Source organism: Archangium sp. Cb G35 (assembly GCF_001896145.1).
Classification (GTDB): Bacteria; Myxococcota; Myxococcia; order Myxococcales; family Myxococcaceae; genus Archangium; species Archangium violaceum.
Map to the genome: position 1 here is coordinate 48,738 of NZ_MPOI01000006.1, position 16,349 is coordinate 65,086.

A 16,349-nucleotide genomic window follows, 5' to 3' on the forward strand; every position below is an offset into this window, starting at 1 on the left:
GGCAAGGAGATCACGAGCGGGCCCGTGCAGACGGTGGGCTCGGCCGTGGCCTCGGGGGCCGCGGTGCTTCAGGTGCTGACCGAAACGATTCAGGACAACATCGAGGAGGAATTGGAGAGGTGCGCGGACATGGCGCGCTCGGAGGTCCTGCTTCGCTATCCGACTGAGTTCAAGGACGAGAGTCCCTCGGACGCTGAATGCAGGAATTGGACGGTGGACGGCAAGAATAGACGTGTGACGTGGGCCATGCGTCTGGGAACGGAGATGCACGAAGTAGCGCTCAAGTGCGCCGCCGGAGTCCTGAGCCGACTGCGTCAGGGAGGCTTCATCCAGGATCCGTGCTATCGCTACGACAAACAAAAGAAGGAGACGACCTTCGTGAGTTGCGAGGAGGTGAAGGATCTTCTCGAGAAAGGATGTGGTGACGAACTGATGGGCACCCTCCGTCCGGATCTCGTCCTCCATGGAGGTCACCCGCTCCGGGTCCAGGCCGTCTACGATTTCAAATTTCCCTGCGTGCACGACAGCGAAAACCCTCCAGAATGGAGGAGGTACCCCGAAACGTCTCCCCATCACGGTTGTCATCAAGGCGAGATGTACGAGGAAGCGCTGGGAGTACCGCCCAGGCGTATCGCCCCACGATGGGGAGTGTTCTGATGAGCGGGCGTTACCCGAAAATTCGTGTCCACGCGCAACACGGAGGCATCTTGATCCGCGAAGGCCTGAGCCTATGCTTCTACATGAAGCGTCCCCATGTAGAGATGGTTCAGGCAGTGATGCAAGCTCTCGATGTCTACCTGCGCGTGGTGGGACCCCAGACGCTCCGGTGGTATCTGGACGATGAAGGCGAGTGGCAGGAACTTAATGAGGCGGGTTGGGAACTCACGCGGCACACGTTGCTCGAACAACACCGGCCGCGCATCGATCTGCGGGGCTCGGACGGCGAGCAGCAATATCGATTTACCTATCAGGGAAAGAACCCTGACGATCCCATCCGGCCTGGAAACACAGGGGAAGTCTGCGTATTGAGCATCTGGCTGCCCACGGAGTCCTTGGAGGAGCATGGGCCCGGGAGAGTCCGGGAGCTTGCCCTCGAGTTAGCGAGCACTCTCCCTATCTGCTCTGGCCATGCCGGTCTCTCGTTCCACTGTGATACCCATCTGGTCGGCGTGGATCGGAAGCTCCGCGAGTACTGCTTCCGCTACCCCGGCCTGGACATCCCGGACTTGAGTCACCTGTCGTTGAATCTCGGCACCCGCGTGCGTGGTCCCGCCTGGCTCACCTTCCTGGGTCAACCGATCCTGGGTGCGCTGGGAGGTGTCACGGAGCTGCGGGCCCGCCTGTCCACTCCTGGCACCACCGTGCAGGAGTTGAACGGAGATCGCGCCGTCGTGACCCTGGGCCCCTGGCCCGAGGCCGGCGACACCGAGCAGGGCCAGCTGCTGCCCGCGTATCGGGAGCTGGCGCGCGTCCTGGAGCCCTGGCTCTATCGCAAGCAACCGGCCCGTCCATGGCTCGAGGTCCCCGAGTCGACGCGCCGCTGGGAGCGCCGGTTCCTCGACTGAGCGGGCCTGGCCGCCTGGAGGGCAAGCAGCCCCGAAGGATCATCGCGGCGAAGAGACTTTTCTTGATATCCTGGATCTGGACCTTGATGAACGTGCCCAGACTCCAGAGCTGGCTATTCGCGGCACTGCTGCTGCTGTGCGCCTGCACGCCCCCTCCAGAGCCGCGGCTCCGGTTGGGCACCACCCCCTGGCCCGGCAACGAGCCCCTCTTTCTCGGCCAGGAGCTGGGGCTCATCCCCGCCCAACGCATCCACCTGGTCGAGTACGTGTCCTCCGCCCAGCTCATGCGGGCGTTCCGCAATGGCGCCATCGACGCGGTGTCCGCCACCCTCGAGGAGGTGCTGTCCCTCGAGCAGCTCGGCCATGATCCGAAGGTGGTGATGGTGCTCGACGCCTCTCACGGGGCGGACTGTGTGATGGCCCGGCCCGACATGGAGTCCCTCTCCGCGCTCGAGGGCCGGCGGATCGCCTCAGAAGAGTCGCTGCTCGGGGTGTACATGCTCACCCGTGTGCTCGAGCAGGCCGGGCTGAAGCGCGAGGACGTGCGGCTGGACATCAGTTCCCTGGGGTCCCACGTGGCGGCCTGGCAGCGGGGCGAGCTGGATGCGGTGGTGACCTTCGAGCCGTACTGCCAGCAGCTCGCCAGCGTGGGCGCCCGCAAGCTCTTCGACAGTTCCCACATCCCCGGGGAGATCGTCGACGTCGTGGTGGTCCGCAAGGAATTCCTCGAGGCCTGGCCACGGCACGTGGACGCGCTGCTGCGCGGCTGGTTCGCCACCCTCGCCTGGAAGCAGCAGCATCCCCAGGACGCCATGAAGCGGATGGCGGGGCGGCTCGGGCTGGAGCCACAGCGCTTCCAGGAGGCCATGTCCGGCGTGCGGCTCATGGACGAGCGGGCCCAGCATGCCCTGCTCACCGGCGCTCAGCCTGCCCTGCGAGAGACCCTCGAGCGGATGGGGGAGTTGCTGCGGCACCACCAGCTCCTCCCCGGGCTCCCGGGACGTACGGAGTCCTCGCGGGTGCTCGAAGCGGCGCCACTGCTGAGGGTGTCGCCATGACGGCGTCCGTTCCAGCACGGCGCGCCGGGTGGCACCGGCTGCTGTCCATGCGGGTGCTCGTCCCGCTGATGTTGCTCGCGTACGCGTGCGTCTTCGGCCTCTACACCCTGGGGCGCGACATGGCGCTCCGCGAGCAGCAGGTGGAGGAGCACGTACGCGAGGAAGTCACCCAGCGGATGACGCACCTGCAGGGGACACTCGAGTACCTGATGCGCACCGGGCAGCGCGAAGCCGTGCGCGAGGAACTCGCCGACCTGGGCTCCAATCCCGACCTGACGGTGGGACTGCTCCTCGACGATCAGCGCAACATTCTGGCCTCCACCCGGCTCGCCCTGCTCGGCCATCCGGTCTGGGAGGCCTGGCCGGAGCTCATCCGTCCGGGGGCGCTCGCCCGCATGAAGAGCGTGAAGGTGCGGATGAGTGGGGACGTACGGGTGAGCGAGGACGGCTCGCGGGTCGAGGGCTATTACCCCATCCAGCTCAGCACGCAGCCCCTGGGGAACCAGGTGGGCATCCTCTACCTCCAGCACGATCTCTCGCAGCTCAAGGCCGCGCAGCGCTACCGGGCCGAGCGTTCCGCGCTGCGCTCGAGCCTGCTGCTGGTGCTGATCGCCGGGCTGCTGGGACTCTTCTTCCACTTCGCGCTGGGGCGGCGCGTGCGGCGCCTGGAATCCGCCGCCCGCCGCCTCGCGGGAGGGGAACTGAGCGCACGCGCCGGGTTGCGCGGGGTGGACGAGCTGGGGACGCTGGGCCGGGCCTTCGACGAGATGGCCGAGCGCCTCAGCCAGGAGCGGGAGGCCCTGAGGCGCTCGGAGGCCAGCTTCCGCACCCTCATCGAGCGCACGCCGGACGCCGTCTTCGTCCACCGCGAGCGGATGCTGCTCTTCGCCAACCCCGCGGCCAGCACCCTGCTCGGCTACGCACGCGAGGAGGAGCTGCGGGGCCGCCCGGTGGAGGAGCTCCTCATGCCCGGGGAGCAGGATCCCCTCTCCGAGAGCTCCCTGCCCGGCTCGGCCCGGGAGGTGCGCTTCCGGCACCGGGAAGGCCAGCAGGTGCTGGGCGAGGTGGTGACGTTCTCCATTCCCTTCGATGGCCAGCCGGCGGTGGTGTCCATCGCGCGTGACGTCACCGAGCGCAAGCAGGTGCAGGAGAAACTGCGCACCACCGACCGCATGGTGTCGCTCGGCACGCTGGCGGCGGGCGTGGCGCACGAGCTCAACAACCCCATCTCCTACGTGCTGAGCAACCTGCGCTTCGCGGTGGACGAGCTGGGGGAGGCGGGCGAGGCGGGCAAGCCGCTCTCGGACGAGCGGTCCCAGGAAGTCCAACAGGCGCTGCGCGAGGCGCTCGAGGGCGGCGAGCGCATGCGCCACATCGTGCATGACCTGAGGAGCTTCTCGCGCCGGGAGGACGAGCACTTCGGCCCGGTGGACATCCACGCGGTGCTCGACTCGTGCGCGAGCCTGGCGCGCACGGCGATCCGCCACCGCGCGCAGTTGGTGAAGGAGTACGGGGAAGTGCCGCGGGTGCTCGCCAACGAGTCGCGGCTCGGGCAGCTGTTCCTCAACCTGCTCGTCAACGCCGGCCAGGCCATCCCCGAGGGGGACGCGAAGGCGCACAGCGTCCGCGTCACCACCGAGCGCGTGGACGAGGTCTGGGTGGTGGTTTCGGTGCGGGACACGGGCGTGGGGATTCCGCCGGAGAACCTCCAGCGGCTGTTCAAGCCGTTCTTCACCACCAAGCCCGTGGGCGTGGGAACGGGGCTGGGTTTGTCCATCTGCCACGGCATCATCACGGCGATGGGCGGGCGCATCGAGGTGTCCAGCGAAGTGGGCAAGGGCACCACGTTCCGTGTCTTCATGCCCGTGGCCGACAAGGCCAGCGGTCAGACGAAGCCCGCCTGAGCCGCGCCGTCTGCTAGGGTCCCGGGTCGATGACGCCATCGAGCTCGACGCTCCGGACGGTCCGCGGGTGGCTCGTCCCCGGGTTGGGGCTCCTCGCCGGCATGGGCCTCGTGTACCGACCCCTCCTCCAGGGGCGGGTGCTCGCGGGGCGCGACGCCTTCCGCATCTTCATCCCGGACTCCGCCTTCCTCCTCGAGGCGCTGCGGTCCGGGGAGCTGCCCCTGTGGAATCCCTACCTCCGGATGGGGCAGCCCTTCGCCGCCACGCTGTACTCGCAGGTCTTCTATCCGCCCCGGCTTCTCACCGTGCTGCTCGCGGGCCCGGAGCTGGGACTCACCCTCCAGCACCTGCTCCACGTGGTGCTCGCCGCCGTGGGCACCTTCCTGCTGCTGCGCCACCTGCGCGCCTCCCGCCCCGCGGCCATGCTGGGCTCCGCCGCCTTCGCGCTCTCGGCTCCCTTCGCTGACTTGTCCGCCCAGCAGAACGTCGTCAGCGCCGCCGCGTGGACGGGCCTCCTCCTGCTGGCCTCGCGCCGGGCCGCGCTCCAACCCTCGCCCCGCCGCGCCGCGCAGGTGGCGCTCGTCGCGGGCCTCGCCTTCCTCGCGGGCTCCCCGGAGACATGGTTGTGGCAGGCCCCGCTCGCCCTCGCCGTGGCGCTCGCCGCGCGGCGCGAGGTGCGCACGCTGGTGGCCACGGGCGCGGAACTCGCCTGGGGCTTCGTGCTCGGGGCGCTGGTGGCCCTGCCCGCGCTCGAGTTCGCCCGGAACTCCACCCGGGGCGCCGGACGGACGGACCAGCTCGAGTGGTCCCTGTCCTGGCCCCAGCTCCTCTCGGCGGCCTGGCCCTTCGCCGAGCATCCGCGCTCGCGCTACTGGGCGGGGGATGATCAATTCTTCATCCTCGTCCTCTTCCTGGGCACCCTCGTCTGCGCGCTGGCGCTCGCGGGCCTGGGGCGCTCGCGGCGGGCCCTGCCCTTCGGACTGGGGGCGCTCGTCCTCACCCTGCTCGCGCTCGGCGCGCACTTCCCCCCGGCGGCGCTCGTCCTCCAACTGCCGCCCTTCCACCTCTTCCGCTACCCGGTGAAGTACTTCGTCGGAGCGGCCTTCTGCCTCGCGGTGCTCGCCGCCTTCGGGCTGGACGTACTCTCCCGCCGGGCCCGGAGGGGACGCCGCTCCCTCGTGCACGTGGCCGCGGTGGTGGCCGCCCTCTTCGCCGCCCTGCTCCTGGGCCCTCCCGTCGCGAAGCTCCCCATCTTCCGCTCCGGCGTGGAGGCCGGACTGCCCTGGGTGGTGCTGGCGCTCGGCGCGGGGGCCCTGGCCTTCATCCTCCCCGCCGCCGGCCCAGGCCGGGGTCTCCGGGTCCGCCGGGCGCTCGCCGTGGTGGCCCTCGTGGAATTGGGCGCATTCCATCTGTTGCAGGGGGGCACGGGCAGCGCGCCGCTCGCGTCACTCCGACGTGCTTCCCGGCTCGCCGCCGCCATTCCTCCCGGGTACGCGGGCCGTGTCAGCGTGGACCTCGGCTCGGACGAGCTCTCCGAGGTCCCCACCGCCCCGAGCACCACCGCCGCGCCCCTGCCCGGCGAGGAGGGCTCGTACATCGCGCTCAGCCGGGATGCCCTCGTGCCCAACCGCTTCGTCGAGGAGCGGCTGCGTGTCTTCGAGGGCTATGGTGCGCCGGAGCCCCTGCGCATCGAATCCCTCTACGAGTCGGGAGCACGCGCGGCCTTCGACCTGGCCGGAGTGGGCTACTACGTGCGCCGGGGCGCGCCGCCCTACGAGGACCTGGTGCCCGTGCTGGCATTGCCGGGGCTGCCCACGCTCTACCGCTCGGACACCGCCATGCCGAGGGCCTTCGTGGTGCACACCGCGCGCGTGGCGAGCGACGCCGAGGCTCAGGCGGCCTTCGTGGATCCCGCCCAACCGCTGCGCCGCGCCGCCCTCCTCTCCGAGGGCGAGCCCCTGGAGGGACCTGGCTGCGAGGGCTCGACGGCACGAGTGACGGAGGCGGGCCTGTCCCGGGTGGAGGTGGCGCTGGAGGCGTGCGGGCCGGGCTACCTGCTCCTGAGCGACTCGCACTACCCCGGCTGGGAGGCCACACTGGATGGAACCCCCGTGCCGGTGCTGCGAGCCAACGCCGTCATGCGCGCGGTGCGGGTGCCTCCGGGAGCGCATTCAGTCCGCTTCGACTACCGCCCGCTCAGCTTCCGGCTGGGGGCACTCCTCTCCGTGCTCGCGCTCGGCGCGCTGGCCGTGGCACTCCGGCCCCGGGGAAACAGGCTCACCGCGCGGTGAGATCCACGGCCGATTCCACCGCCAGCCCCTCGCGCACGGCCTGCTCGGAGACGAGGGCGGTACCACCCCCGCCGGGGCAGTCGAGGCGGTAGGGGCCCCGGGCGAGCACATCCGCCTCACGGGTGTCACGGGTCGTGGGATAGGCCACACGAAAGGCAAAGGAGCCATCCGGCGCGGTGGTGGTGCGCAGCTCATACCGGAGCGTCTGACCGCGAGCCGTCTCCAACTCCAGCACGGCCGTCACGGGAGCATGGGGGCCGCAGCGGCCGTGCAACACGGCCCCGGGCACGACCTCGAACAGGCGGGCGTAGGGGAGCCCGGGCTTCTTCCGGCGAGACTCGGCGGAGTCGTGGACGAGGCGGAAGTGGCCGCTCGCGGCGCGCTCTCCGGTGGCCAGACCCGCGTGCTCGTGGAGCCAGGGAGAGATGGTGCCGTCCAGCGACTGGCCGGGACGGCCGAGCAGCTCGTTGAACGGGGTGAGCAGGAGGTAGCGCGCGGTCAACGCGCGGGCCAGAAGATAGGCATCCGCCTCGGTGGTGGCGCCGAGGACGGCGGCGGCCTGGGCGTTGGCGCTCTGGTGCACGGACACCTGGGAGAAGGGCGTGGCCACCGCGGGGCGCTCGGCCCAGAGGACCAGCAGGTGCCCCATGTCGTACTGCGCGACGACACCCCAGGCGGGGTGGACCCGCACATCCCAGGGGGGCGAGGGCGGCGGAGTGTGCTCGCGCATCCACGTGAGGGTGGAGCGCACGGGAGCGATGGCGCTGGGCTCCGTGGAGCGCGGAAGGGGCACGGCCTCACCGAGCAGGGGCAGCCCCACGAGCGCGAGAACAACCACCGAGGCGCGCTGAGGCAACGGGCGCAAGCCACGCAAAACGCCACCCAACGAGGAAGCGATGAGCAATGCAGCGCTCCCCACGAGGGCCTGGGTGAAGCGCGCCTGGAGGAGCGAGGCGGCGGTGAGCGACAGCGCGCCGAGGAAGACAGGAGCCAGGGACACCTCGCGCTCCCGCCACAGGCGCACGCCCGCGGCGGCGAGGGCCACCGGGAGCAGGAGCAGCACCGGGCCGAGCAGCTCGCGAGCGAAGTCCGGATCCTTCCAGAGGGGAATGGACTCCATGACGACGGCGAGGAGCGGATCCCCGAGCAGGAGGTGCTGGAAGGCGCGGACCAGCTCCGGGACGAGCGGGAGGGCGCAAGGCAGGGCGAGGCCGAGCTGGAGGCTCCAACCCCGGCGGCGCTCGAGGAGCGTGGCGAGGCCGGAGGCCCCGGCGAGCAGGGCCAGGGCGAGCAGGGGCTGGAAGGAAGTCAGTCCGTAATAGGTAAGGGACGCGGGCTCGCCGAACAGCACCACGCCCAGGGCCAGCACCGCGGCGGCGCCCAGGCCCATGGACAATCCCACCCGGCCCACCCCAGGGCCCGGCGTGTCACGGCTCAACCATGCCGCCAGCACAAGCGAGGCGGCGAGGCCCGGCAGCAGGACGAAGCCGCTGGTGGTGAAGAGCGGCGCGAGTCCCAGCACCGCGCCCGTGACCGCCCCGAGCAGGACACTCCGCTGACCCAGGGCCCGGCCCAGCAGGAGCGCGCAGAGGGCGGCGAGGGTGGGCTCGTGGACGTGATGGTCCGCGGTGCCGAGCGTCCCGGCCATCACCCCCGCGGGCACCAGGGCCAGGAGCGCGAGGGTGCCGAGCGCCACTCCCCTCCCCCACCACTGGCGGATGAGCAGGGAGAGCAGCCCCAGCTCGATCAAGGAGACGGCAGGACCCACCCACGCGGCGGTGCGCTCGGGCTGCCCGGCCCCCAGCGCGAGAAACAAGGCCACGCCCCAGGTGTGCAGCGGAGGCCAGATAATGGAGGCCCCGGTGGGGTGGTTGATGTACGGATCAAAGGGCTCGAAGCGCGGGAAGGCGAGCTGCTGGAGCCGGGCGAAGCGGATGTAGTAGTACGAGTCGGTGGGGACGAGCTCCACGGAGCCGCCGAGCACGTTCCGCCAGTCCGCGGTCCGGGCGGCGAGCGCGAGCGCGAGCAACGCGGCCCAGGCCAGCCAGAACGCGGCGTTGCGCCAGGTGGGTCCAGTCGCCTTCAGATGACGCTCCCCGGAAAAAGCGACAGCCCCACGCGGCCACTCGGGCCACGCGGGGCTGGATGCACCGCGAATGCGGCGCGCTGCTTCAGTCGGCCTTGTTGGCGCCGAAGTTCGCCAGCGACTTGCGCTGCAGCTGGTTGGTGGCCGTCTGTCCCGTGTTCTTCACTTCCTCGTTACCGGCCAGGGCCTCGGCGGAGGCGCCGAAGAGCTTGCGGATGTTGTTGCCGAAGAGGGTGATGACGCCGATCGCCGCGATGGCGATCAGGGCCACGATGATGATGTACTCGGTCATACCCTGACCACGGCGCTTGCCCAGCTTCTTCAGGTTCTTCTTGGTGGCGATCATTGAAATCTCCGGGGTGGCAGGTGGCGGGGGTCAGCCACCAACGACGATGTGCAACCTACATGGGTCCCCGCCCCACCTCCATCCGTCATCGGGAGGATGATCGTACTTCCCTCGGATTCCATGGACCTGAGAACTGGCGGACTTCCATAGCCGTCAGAATGTTACCTGGCGGACAGATAGGCGCCCGTCAGGGCCGCCGCATGGGGGCCCGGAGCGCCAAGTATCGGATTCTAAAGGAGAACCCCCTCCCCCGCTGGGGACATCAGGGGGGGCGATTCGTTATGTTTCGCACCTGCCCATGAACCTCCACTTGCTGCAAGCCGTCCAGATTTCATGGTCTCCCAGCCTGCGCGTGACTCGCGCCGGGGGGGAGTGTGAGACCGTGCTGCACCGCCCCCCCTCGGAGCTGATGGAGCGGCCGCTCCACGTGGTGCTGGGAACCACCCCGGAGAAGGTCCGGGAGCTGGATGCCCTGGCACGCGAGGACCGGCGGGCCGTGGAGTTCCTCTATGCCTCGCTCGGCGGGGGAGATCCGCTGCCCCTGCGGCTGACGCTCGTCATGGAGGAGGGCGAGGCCACCGCCGTCATCGTGGACCTGCGCACCCTGCTGGAGGGCGCGCCGCCGGTGCAGCTCTCCGGGCTCGCCTCGCAACTGAGCCACGAGCTGCGCAACCCGCTCAGCTCGGTGAAGATGGCGGTGCAGACGCTGGCCCGCAACACGGGCCTGTCCGAGAGGGACCAGCGCCGGCTGACCATCGCCAACCGGGAGATCCGCACCCTGGAGCGGATGCTCTGGCAGCTGTCCGAGTACGGCCGGGGCACCACGCCCAACCTGGAGCAGCACGCGCCGCGCACCCTGGTGCAGGAAGCCATGGCCATGGTGACCCCGGAGCTGACCGAGCGCCGCGTCGAGATACAGATAGACGAGGCACCGGACGTGCCCCGGGTCCGGGTGGATGCGGGCAGGCTGCGGCCGGTGCTGGCCCAGGTGCTGCTCAACGTGGCCATGGGGATGACGGAGGGGGGCACGGTGAAGGTGTCCATCCGCCCCGGCGCCGAGGGACGGGTGGTGATGGAGCTCGTGGAGCCCGCCAGCCTGCTGCCCGAGGAGAAACGGGACTCGCTCTTCAAGCCCTACGAGTGCCATCTGGCACGGGGAGCCGGCCTGTCGCTGGCGGCCTTGCGCCGCGTGCTGCAACACCAGGGGGGTGAGGTCTCCGCCGAGACGGCCCCCGGAACCGGCACCGTGTTCACGCTCACCTTCGCCGCCTGAGGAACATGGAGACGCTTCTCATCGTCGACGACGACCTCTCGCTGCTCGAGTCCTTGAAGATGCACTTCGAGGACATCGAGCACGATGGCGCTCCGCGCTACCAGGTGGTGACGGCCACCCGCGCCGCCGAGGCGCTCCGGGTCGCGCAGGAGGTCATGCCCAGCGTCGTCATCCTCGACATGAAACTCCCGGACCGCACGGGCCTGGACATCATCGAGGAGATGAAGAGCCTGTGCGGGGACGCGCGCATCATCCTCGTCACCGCCTTCCATGACATGGAGACGACCATCCGGGCCATGAAGGCCGGGGCTTTCGACTACATCCACAAGCCCTTCCCGGACCTGACGGCCCTGGACATCGTGGTGTCCCGCGCCCTGGAGTACCGGCAACTGTCGCGCCGGGCGGCCACGGTGAACGTGGAGACGGCGGCGGCGCGCCTGGGTGACATCGTCGGCACCAGCCCGCTCATGCAGCAGCTGGTCAAGGAGATCGGCAAGGTGGCCGCCAGCCGCGCCACCGTCCTCATCCACGGCGAGAGCGGCACCGGCAAGGAGCTCATCGCCCGCGTCATCCACAACTACTCCTACGACGAGCCCAAGCCCTTCATCGGCATCAACTGCTCGGCCATCGTGGACACGCTGCTGGAGAGCGAGCTGTTCGGCCACGAGAAGGGAGCCTTCACCGGCGCCAACGCCGTCAAGCCCGGCAAGTTCGAGATGGCCGAGGACGGCACCATCTTCCTGGATGAAATCGGCGACATGTCGCTGATGCTCCAGGCCAAGCTCCTGCGCGTCCTCCAGGAGCGCGAGTTCGAGCGCGTGGGCGGCGTCAAGCGCATCAAACTGCGCGCCCGCGTCATCGCCGCCACCCACCGCAACCTGGTGGAAGAGGTGTCCACCGGCCGCTTCCGCGAGGACCTCTACCAGCGCCTCAAGGTGATTACGCTGCAGCTCCCCCCGCTGCGCGAGCGCCGCGACGACATCCCCTCGCTGGTGCACCACCTGCTGGAGCGCATCAACGAGAAGGTGCACAAGCGCGTCACCCGCGTGCCGCCCGAGGTGTTGGCCCACCTCATGCGCCTGCCCTGGCGGGGCAACGTGCGTGAGCTGGAGAACGTCCTGACGCGTGCGGTGGTGCTCGCCCCGGGTGAGGTGCTGCTCGCCGACAACCTGCCCGCGCTCGAGTCCAACGAGCTCGAGCACGGGGGCACCCCCGTCAACGGCCACCCCGTCCACACCAACGGACACTCCCTGCCCGGCTTCCTGGTCGCCCCCATCGATGATCCCAGCCGCATCCCCACCCTGGAGGAAGCGGAGCGGATGCTCATCGAGCTCACCATGACGGTGACCAAGGGTCACAAGGGCAAGACGTGCCAGATCCTCGGCATCAGTCGCCCCACCCTGGAGCGCAAGCTCCAGAAGTACGGTGTGCGACAGGATCAGCAGGTCTGAGCGTCGAAGGACGCTTTCCGGACATTGTCACCCTTCCGACAACTCCCCGCACGAATTGAACGAAACGTTCAGCTTGATCAGACTGTTTGAACGTTCTGTTTCAGGTTTCGGACACTCGGAAGGTGAGAATGGAGGGGTGTAGCGCCAAGTAGCCGTCATTGCAGGCTTTTTCAGGACTTGGGAGAAGCGTTGGGGTTGGCACAAAGCTTGGAAAGGGACTGTTCCGTCCGCAGCAAAGCAACCCAACTTTCAACCGCCTGCAGGAGTGCCCACATGCACGGTTTCAATCGTCCCCTCGGTCCCATCGGCTCCAACGTCGTCGCCCCCATCCAGACCACCAGCTCCGGGATGCTCGTCACGGCCAACAAGCTGATCCCCGGCCAGGAGGCGATCGACTTCAAGGGCTACTTCAAGGTCGAGAGCTTCCCGCACAACTCGGTCATCTACCGCCCGGGCGACACGACGGACCGCGTGTACCTGCTCAAGAGCGGCCGCGTGCGCCTGATGCGGCTGGGCAAGAACAGCTCGCGCTCGGTGGTGAGCATCCTGCGCCCGGGCGACCTGTTCGGCGAGCTGTTCCGTCCCGAGGGCACGCCGGTGGAGGAGATGGCGATCGCCTCCGGTGAGGCCGAGGTGTGGAGCATCGAGGGCCGCGACTTCCGCGCGCAGCTCGAGGCCCGGCCGGCCCTGGCGGTGGACGTGGTTCGCGCCTACGCCGAGCGCGTGCGCTCCCTGCGCAAGCGCGTGCTGGGACTGACCTTCAAGGAAGTGCCGGCCCGTCTGGCCGACACCCTGCTCACCCTGGCCGAGGCCCACGGCGAGCGCTGCCCGCACGGCGGTGAGACGGACCTGCGTGGCATCACCCAGCAGGACTTGGCGGACCTGGTGGGCGCCTCCCGCTCCTTCGTGTCCACGCTCATCAACGAGATGAAGCGCGACGGCGTGCTGGGCAACGTGGGCCGCATCCTCTGCATCCGCGACCAGAAGGCGCTGCGCAAGCTGGCCTCCAAGGAGAAGTGAAAGAGAAGTGATTCGGCCGTAGAGCGGTTGTCTTCGGTGGGCACCCGCGGTGCCCCCACTGCGTGTCCCGGTTGACCGGGCACGACACCCGAGAGCCCCGGCCGCCTCCCCTTCTCAGGGCCTGGCGCCGGGGTTCGCCATTTTCCGGGCACCACGCGCGTGTCCGGGCTTGCCCTGTCCGCCCGGGCGACCCAGCATGCGCCCGCCCGTGACCACTTCCCTGCCAGAGTCCTCCTCCCCGCATCGCACGTACACCGAGCGCCGCGCCACCGCAGAGGCGGAGCTGAAGCGGCTGGACGATGTCAGCGCCCGCTACGCCAACCTGCGCGCCCTGGTGTTTCTCTCGGGAGCGGCGGTGGCGGGGCTCGTCCTGTTCCACCGGCTGCCGACGACGTGGTGGTGGGCGGCGGGAGCGGCGTTCATCGGCTACCTCGTGCTGGCGGTGCTGCACCACCAGGTGTTCCTGCGCGAGGAGCGGCAACGGCTGTACATGCAGCTCAACGAGCGGGGGCTGGCGCGGCTGACTCGGGGTTGGCACGACTTCGCCGAGCGGGGGGAGCGATTCCTGACAGGCTCGCACCTGTACGCGGCGGACCTGGACGTCTTCGGGCAGGGCAGCGTCTTCCAGCTCATGAACGAAACGGCGACACGGGCGGGCGAGGAGCGGCTCGCGGCGTGGCTGGCCTGGCCGGCGCAGGCGGAGACGGTGAGGGCCCGGCAGGGAGCGGCGCGCGAGCTGGTGCCCCAGGTGGCGTTCCGCCAGGACATGTGCGTGGAGGCGCGCACGGTGGCGAAGGAGAAGGCGGACCCAGGACTCTTCATCCAGTGGGTGGAGAGCGAGCGGTCGCTCACGAGCATCCGGTGGGCGAGGCCGGTGGCGGTGGTGCTGCCGCTGGTGACGCTGACACTGATGGTGCTGGGAAGCTTCGACGTGGTGCACGGACGGGCGTGGTGGGGAGGCGTGCTGGCGCAACTGGCGGTGGTGAGGGCGACGCGGGGCCCGCTGCGCGCCATGGAGGAGAAGCTGAACGCGGGCGAGCACGGCTTCGTGCGCTACGCGCCCATCTTCGAGCGGGTGGAACGGGAACGTTTCGAGCACCCGGAGCTACGGCGGGTGCAGGGAGGGATGCAGCACGAGGGAGAGCCGCCGGTCTCCACGCACCTGAAGCGCTTCAGCTGGCTGTACTCGTTCGTGGAGTTCAAGCGGCACCAGTTCCACCCCATCGTGCATCTGTTCACGCTGTGGGACGTGCACGCGTTGTTCGCGCTGGAGCGCTGGAAGGCGCAGCATGCGGCGCGGGTGCGAGGCTGGTTCGAGTCACTGGCGGAACTGGAGGCGCTCTCGTGCCTGGCGGGGCTGGCCTTTGACCGGCCGGGCTTCACGTGGCCCACGCTGGAGGCGGACGGGCCGAAGGTGAAGACGGTGGGAGTGGGCCACCCGCTGCTGGACGAGCCGGTGCTGAACGACGTGGAGCTGCCGGGGCCGGGCTGCGGGCTGCTGCTGACGGGCTCGAACATGTCGGGGAAGACGACGCTGCTGCGAGCGGTGGGGCTGAACACGGTGCTCGCGCTGGCGGGAGCGCCGGTGTGCGCGAAGAGCTTCTCGGTGTCACCGCTGCAGGTGCTGACGAGCATGCGGGTGAAGGACTCGCTGGAGCGGGGCGTGTCGTACTTCTACGCGGAGGTGCAGCGCATCAAGGCGGTGCTGGACGCGGCGGCGGCGGCGAAGGGACACGCGATGTTCCTGCTGGATGAAATCCTCCTGGGGACGAACACGCGGGAGCGGCAGATCGCCTCGCGTGAGGTGCTGAGGCTGCTGCTGGCCACGGGAGCGATCGGCGGGGTGACGACGCACGATCTGTCCCTGGCGAGCCTGGCGGAGGAGCACAGCGGGAAGGTGGTGAACATGCACTTCCGTGACCATCTGGAGAACGGAAAGATGGTGTTCGACTACCAGCTGAGACCTGGGGTGGTGGACACGACGAACGCCTTGCGAGTGCTGAGGATGGCGGGAGTCCCGGTGGAGGATCCGGAGCAGGCCAATATCCCCTCGCCCTCCGGGAGAGGGACGGGGTGAGGGTGCCCGTCCCCGTGCTCCAACCCCGAGCTCACAACCAGTTATCCGGGATGTGCGAGCGCTGAAGATCCCGCAGTCCCTCGGTGAGCAAAGGCAACAACCGCTGAGCCTCCACGGGCCGGGGATTCCACCTGCGAAGCTCGGCCTCGAAGGAATGAATCAGCGCCAGCGACTCCTTCCGGCCGAGCCGCGAGAAATCAGGAACGCGCAACCCGAGCGCCCTGAACCCACTCTGGATGCTGGACCGGTGCGTCTCCTGGAAACGAGCCGCGACGTTGCCATGGAAGAGCAACCGGAGGGTCTGATCCCGCGCCCGCTCGAGCCCGCTCCGCTCGAGGGCGGAAATCTCCGGCCGGCCCAGCAGGGCCTGGAGGGTGTTGTAGTGCTCCCGCAGCGGGCCGTGCTGGGAATCACGCACCACCGCGGCCCCCTGGAAATAACGCTCGAAGGTCACGTGGCCCGCCGAGAGACGGGCACGCAGGTCTGCGGTACTGACGCGCACGGTGGCGGTCTGGTGCCCTCCCAATCGTGACCACACCGCGAGGTTATCCCCCTTGCGCATCCCCCGGAGCAGATCGGGCCGGAGCGACTCCACCGAGCCGCGAGTCGCCTTCTCCCAGCGGGCCAGATGAGCCGTGGCGCCGGAGAACGTACCGGGCGCACTGCCGTCATAAGCCCACATCGTGCGGAGGTTGGGGAAGAGCTCGCGCCACGCCTCCATGGTGGTCTCGCCACCGTTGTAACAAGCGGCGAGGCACAGGTCCTCGACCCCCGCCGCGGCCCTGGGCATGGCCTCCGCGAGCCGGGCGAAGTCACGACGGGTGAGCACTCCATTCTTGAAGCTCCCCTCCTCACCCCACAGGCTCGAGCCCCCGCTGTGCCCGGAGAGCACGAGGCGAGAGGGAACGACGCCCCCCTTCTCCGCCCGGGCCCACACCAGGGCCAGCTGCGCCAGCTCGTCACGGGCATCCTCGCCCGCCCTCTCGATGGCCGACGCCACCTGTTTCCCCTGGGCGAGCGGCAGCCCCAGGGTGGCCACGAATCTCCGGATGCCGTCGGGGGTCCGCAGATCATGAACCCGCATCGCGCCATCCGGACCACTGGCACGGACGTGATCATTCTGGAAGGAGTCCCGGACGGTGATGACCCGGGCGCTGGGGTTGGACTTCTGGAGGGCCTCGCCCTCCGCTTGGGCGTGCGGGTTCATCCCGAGCACGAGGGTGTCATCGTTCCGCCGCGAGCCTACGCTGGTCATGGTCATGCCCGGGCACAGGGCAA

12 protein-coding genes are annotated in these 16,349 nt (G+C 69.4%); 9 read left to right on the forward strand and 3 right to left on the reverse strand.

Annotated elements, in window-relative coordinates; genetic code table 11:
• Nucleotides 1–24: 24 nt before the first annotated feature.
• The 5 genes from BO221_RS19035 (at nucleotide 25) to BO221_RS19055 (ending at nucleotide 6,818) form a co-directional block, all read left to right on the forward strand.
• Nucleotides 25–657 carry a hypothetical protein gene (locus tag BO221_RS19035; protein ID WP_143195545.1) on the forward strand — a complete coding sequence of 211 codons (633 nt, stop codon included), beginning with the start codon at nucleotides 25–27 and terminating at the stop codon, nucleotides 655–657.
• A 119-nt stretch (nucleotides 658–776) separates the two neighbouring features.
• The gene (locus BO221_RS19040) at nucleotides 777–1,565 is read left to right on the forward strand and encodes a DUF3396 domain-containing protein (protein WP_233166187.1); all 789 of its coding nucleotides are present in this window, start codon (nucleotides 777–779) and stop codon (nucleotides 1,563–1,565) included.
• An 86-nt stretch (nucleotides 1,566–1,651) separates the two neighbouring features.
• Nucleotides 1,652–2,623 (forward strand): ABC transporter substrate-binding protein, encoded by a 972-nt coding sequence (locus tag BO221_RS19045; protein ID WP_073561915.1) that lies wholly within the window; start codon nucleotides 1,652–1,654, stop codon nucleotides 2,621–2,623.
• Nucleotides 2,620–4,527: a HAMP domain-containing sensor histidine kinase gene (locus BO221_RS19050; RefSeq protein WP_073561916.1), complete on the forward strand. Its 1,908-nt coding sequence runs from the start codon at nucleotides 2,620–2,622 to the stop codon at nucleotides 4,525–4,527. The genes BO221_RS19045 and BO221_RS19050 overlap by 4 nt, the downstream gene beginning before the upstream one ends.
• Nucleotides 4,528–4,556: 29 nt before the next feature.
• Complete coding sequence (locus tag BO221_RS19055; protein WP_073561917.1) at nucleotides 4,557–6,818, forward strand: YfhO family protein; 2,262 nt, start codon at nucleotides 4,557–4,559, stop codon at nucleotides 6,816–6,818.
• On the opposite strand, the gene BO221_RS19060 is transcribed toward BO221_RS19055, so the two are convergent.
• Nucleotides 6,805–8,847 (reverse strand): glycosyltransferase family 39 protein, encoded by a 2,043-nt coding sequence (locus BO221_RS19060; RefSeq protein WP_233166150.1) that lies wholly within the window; start codon nucleotides 8,845–8,847, stop codon nucleotides 6,805–6,807. The two genes, BO221_RS19055 and BO221_RS19060, sit on opposite strands and share 14 nt — an antisense overlap.
• A 142-nt stretch (nucleotides 8,848–8,989) precedes the next feature.
• A complete protein-coding gene (locus BO221_RS19065) occupies nucleotides 8,990–9,250 on the reverse strand; it encodes a hypothetical protein (protein ID WP_043411435.1) in 261 nt (86 codons plus the stop codon).
• 382 nt (nucleotides 9,251–9,632) lie between these two features.
• On the opposite strand from BO221_RS19065, the gene BO221_RS19070 reads away from it, so the two are divergent.
• From BO221_RS19070 to BO221_RS19085, 4 genes are all read left to right on the forward strand, one after another.
• Complete coding sequence (locus BO221_RS19070; protein WP_369865177.1) at nucleotides 9,633–10,523, forward strand: histidine kinase dimerization/phospho-acceptor domain-containing protein; 891 nt, start codon at nucleotides 9,633–9,635, stop codon at nucleotides 10,521–10,523.
• Nucleotides 10,524–10,528: 5 nt separating this feature from the next.
• On the forward strand, nucleotides 10,529–11,974 hold the full coding sequence (locus BO221_RS19075) for a sigma-54 dependent transcriptional regulator (protein ID WP_073561920.1): 1,446 nt from the start codon (nucleotides 10,529–10,531) through the stop codon (nucleotides 11,972–11,974).
• Nucleotides 11,975–12,247: 273 nt separating this feature from the next.
• The gene (gene mrpC, locus BO221_RS19080; RefSeq protein ID WP_043411430.1) at nucleotides 12,248–12,994 is read left to right on the forward strand and encodes a Crp/Fnr family transcriptional regulator MrpC; all 747 of its coding nucleotides are present in this window, start codon (nucleotides 12,248–12,250) and stop codon (nucleotides 12,992–12,994) included.
• A gap of 196 nt (nucleotides 12,995–13,190) precedes the next feature.
• Nucleotides 13,191–15,071, forward strand: a complete 1,881-nt coding sequence (locus BO221_RS19085; RefSeq protein WP_083681187.1) for a DNA mismatch repair protein MutS — start codon at nucleotides 13,191–13,193, stop codon at nucleotides 15,069–15,071.
• Between the two features lie 31 nt (nucleotides 15,072–15,102).
• Here the strand turns inward: BO221_RS19085 and BO221_RS19090 are convergent, their stop codons facing one another.
• Nucleotides 15,103–16,332 carry a hypothetical protein gene (locus BO221_RS19090; protein WP_073561922.1) on the reverse strand — a complete coding sequence of 410 codons (1,230 nt, stop codon included), beginning with the start codon at nucleotides 16,330–16,332 and terminating at the stop codon, nucleotides 15,103–15,105.
• Between the last annotated feature and the right edge of the window lie 17 nt (nucleotides 16,333–16,349).